Source organism: Paenibacillus sp. Y951 (genome assembly GCF_056786395.1).
The window spans coordinates 1-548 of sequence record NZ_JBXCIY010000096.1; the positions used below are offsets into that span (position 1 = coordinate 1).

General features: G+C 58.0%; 1 protein-coding gene. It reads right to left on the bottom strand.

The genetic code is table 11. The features are described 5' to 3' along the window. Window positions 1-548 (bottom strand): condensation domain-containing protein (locus tag AC1TPB_RS25050; RefSeq protein WP_482078962.1); only part of this gene is annotated, 548 nt, incomplete at both ends.

Below are 548 nucleotides of genomic sequence, written 5' to 3' on the forward strand. Positions count from 1 at the left end.
GCTCGCAAGAGCGGCGCCTCGCCCAGATCAAACGGACGCACGAACGCCTTCACCCGCGCTTCCACTTCTTCCTCTAGGCTCGCGATCTCCGCCTTCGTATCGTTGAACGTCTCCATTACTTCAAACGGCACTTCTACCTGATTTGCAATGCGTTGCACCAGCTGATCTTCCTGCATTGCAAACGACGTGCGGAATGATTCGTGACGTTCCGCCAGCACGTTCAAGCTCTCCTGCACGCGATCTGCATCTAGCTCTCCTGCAATCTCCAGCGCCCACGGGATGTTGTAGCCGATCCCCTCTAGCTCCAGCTGACTTACCACGTACAGCCGCTGCTGTGCTGGCGAGGCTGGATACCACTCGCGCGCCTCCGCCTTGCTGATCGCCTCGTAGCGTTCCTTGGTAGCCACCGCTTCCAAATACCTGGCAAGCTCCTCCACCGTCGGGCTCGCGAATACTTCGCCAAGTGGCACGTTCGCGTCCAATTGCTTCTGGATGCGCGAAACCAGCTGTGTCGCTTTGAGGGAATGGCCACCTAGTTCAAAGAAGTC